3 protein-coding genes are annotated in these 2,764 nt (G+C 38.6%); 1 reads left to right on the forward strand and 2 read right to left on the reverse strand.

Annotation, left to right across the window (positions count from 1 at the left end; all coding sequences use genetic code 11):
• Nucleotides 1-166 precede the first annotated feature (166 nt).
• Nucleotides 167-1,219 (forward strand): polysaccharide deacetylase family protein, encoded by a 1,053-nt coding sequence (locus MVY38_RS06805; RefSeq protein WP_297484617.1) that lies wholly within the window; start codon nucleotides 167-169, stop codon nucleotides 1,217-1,219.
• A gap of 1 nt (nucleotide 1,220) precedes the next feature.
• On the opposite strand, the gene amrB is transcribed toward MVY38_RS06805, so the two are convergent.
• Both amrB and amrS read right to left on the reverse strand, forming a co-directional pair.
• Nucleotides 1,221-2,021, reverse strand: coding sequence for an AmmeMemoRadiSam system protein B (gene amrB, locus MVY38_RS06810; RefSeq protein ID WP_297484618.1), 801 nt, complete (start codon nucleotides 2,019-2,021; stop codon nucleotides 1,221-1,223).
• Nucleotides 2,018-2,764, reverse strand: a 747-nt coding sequence (gene amrS / locus MVY38_RS06815) for an AmmeMemoRadiSam system radical SAM enzyme (RefSeq protein WP_297484619.1), incomplete at its 5' end; no start/stop codon positions are given. The genes amrB and amrS, both read right to left, overlap by 4 nt.

Consider the following 2,764-nt stretch of genomic DNA (forward strand, 5'->3'; position numbering starts at 1 on the left):
CCAAAAGACAAAGCACTCGTCATTATAGATGGTCAAGATAAACATGAACTTGCAAAAGGCGAGAGCATACATATACAATTAGCAAAGAAAAAAGTAAAACTTATACATAGAGATGAGTTTAACTATTTTGATGTTTTAAAAGAAAAATTAAATTGGGGAGACTAAGATGATAAAAAAACTTTTTTTATTAGTAGTGGCATTGAGTATATTTAATACAGTTGTATTTGCAGAGGTAAAATCAGAGGGTCATGCTATTATTTTACAGTATCATCGTTTTGGAGAATCTCGTTATCCTTCAACGAATATCAATATGGATTTATTTAAAAAGCAGATGGCTTATCTGCATAACAATCATTACAATGTTGTACCTCTCTCCTTGGTAGTAGAAGATTTAATTCATAAAAAACCATTACCATCAAAAGCAGTAGTCATTACCATGGATGATGCCTATAGAACTGTTTATACAAATGCTTATCCAATTTTGAAAAAGTATAATTTTCCTGCGACAATATTTGTAAATTCAATGCCAATAATCCACCACTCAAAACGCTATATGACATGGAATGAGATGCGTGAAATGGGAAAAAATGGAACGGAATTTGCCAATCATACATATTCTCATGAGTACCTTGTCCGCATAGATAAAGACAAACCTACTGGGTACAAAAAAGATGTAACAAAAGAGATTGTAAAATGCGAGAAAAAATTGCAAAAAGAGATAAGGGAGTATCTCTGTTCAAAGCCAAAAATGCTTGCATATCCCTTTGGAGAGTTCGATATTCGTTTGATGAAAATTCTTAAAAAACTTAGTTATGTCGGTATCGCTCAAAATTCAGGTCCTGTTTCACAAAGAAGTAATCTTCTTGCCCTTACACGATTTCCTATGTCTGGAAACTTTGGCAATATGCAGAGTTTTATATTGAAGTTGCATACTTTGCCTTTGGCTGTTAGATCTACTTCTACTGAAGATACTATGGTAACAAAGAAGAATAATCCTCCTATCTTTAGACTAAAGCTTGAAAAAAAATACAAAGATTTGCAATGCTTTACCTCAAACGGAAAAAAGATAAATATGAAGTGGCTTTCAAATACAGAGGTGCAAATGCAGTCAAAAGTGGTGTTAAAATATCCGCGTGACCACTACACCTGTACTGCCTGGGCAGCAAGAGGTAAATGGTACTGGTTTTCACATATGTGGGTTGTGCAAAAAGAGCAATAAGTTATGTTGTAAAGATAACACTTGCATAACCTACAACTTTCACTTTGTCTCCACTTGCATCGGCACTTGTTCTGTAGTCCATTATTTGTGATTTGAGTTGAAGTTTTTTTGCGGCTATAAGCATCGCTTCCACACCAATTATGCCGCATGCCTCACACCCTTGATGCAGCTCTTGTGTGTTGAGTGTTGCTATGGCTTCAAGGCAGATACTGTCAAGCTCTTTTGCTTTGTCAATACTATAGTAATGACTCAAATCTGTACTGATGATGACAACAGTCTCTTCATCTTCTAAAAGATACTCAATGACCTTGGCAAGGTTTTGTGGAGATTCTGCTCCATAAACAAGTTCAACGACTTGCGGATTACCAAGATACTCTTTTACAAAAGGCATCTGCACTTCTGTTGAGTGCTCGGCATGTGCATCGGCTTGAAAGTGCAGCCCAAACTTCTCTATGAGAGTATCTGCAAGTGCTCTGTCTATTTTCAAAGAACCCATAGGTGTTTCATAACTGTCAAACTCTGCTACACTTGTCCCTTGCAGATAGACACGGTGGCTCGGGCCAATGACCACTACACGCTTTGCATGCGAATTTTTCAGTACCCGAAAGGCTATGTTGGCGGTAAACGCAGAGTATACATATCCGGCATGCGGCACAATGATGGCACGAGGCTTGAGCTCTAACACACTTCTATCTTTAATGGCCTCATATATTATTTTGTTGTAGTGCGCGAACATTTTCTCTATTTCTTCCTTATTTGCAGGGTAAAACTGTCCTGCTACAGCATCTTTTCTTACACTCATTTCCATACTCCTTCTATTTCTCTGTTACATTTTGGGCAGTGCCCATCTACAAGCTTGTTCTGCGTTACGCTGTAACCTGTTCTGTCTATTAAAAGCGTACCACAATCAGGGCAGTAGGTATCACCATGCACCGGTACATTGCCAAGGTAAACATACTCCAAACCTGCTTCGAGTGCTATTTTTTTCGCACGCTCTAAGGTTTGCAGCTTTGTGCTTTCATGGTCTTGCATCTTATAATCAGGATGAAAAGCGCTTAAGTGCCATGGCACATGTCTTCCCAGTTCATCTGCTATAAACGCAGCCATAGCCTTTAGGTCTGCATCACTGTCATTGTCACCCTCTATAAGCAGAGTGGTTACTTCCACCCAAATTCCCTCTTTGACCATATTTCGTAGCGTCTCTTTTACTGCTTCAAGTCCGCCTTTGAGAACTTTTTTATAGTAGGCATCATCCCAGCTTTTTAGGTCAACATTCGCGGCATCTAGCCATGAAGCCATATCTTTTACGACCTCTTCGGATTCAAAGCCGTTGGTGACAAATATATTTTTTAGACCTCTCTCTCTTGCAATGACTCCTATATCTTTTGCATAAGGGTAAAAAATGGTGGGCTCATTATAGGTATAAGCGATGGAAGCTGCACCATTTTCTATAGCAAGGTCAACCATCTTTTGTGGCGAAATATCTACGCTTGTATCGACCGAGTGTTCTTGTGATATTTGCCAGTTTTGGCAAAATGGACACTT

It is taken from the genome of Sulfurimonas sp., from assembly GCF_027056685.1.
Taxonomy (GTDB): Bacteria; Campylobacterota; Campylobacteria; order Campylobacterales; family Sulfurimonadaceae; genus Sulfurimonas.

What these genes read in the sequence shown, in the direction of transcription:
- MVY38_RS06805 (WP_297484617.1), top strand. Translation starts at nt 167, where the DNA reads ATGATAAAAAAACTTTTTTTATTAGTAGTGGCATTGAGTATATTTAAT.
- amrB (WP_297484618.1), bottom strand. Translation starts at nt 2,021, where the DNA reads ATGAGTGTAAGAAAAGATGCTGTAGCAGGACAGTTTTACCCTGCAAAT.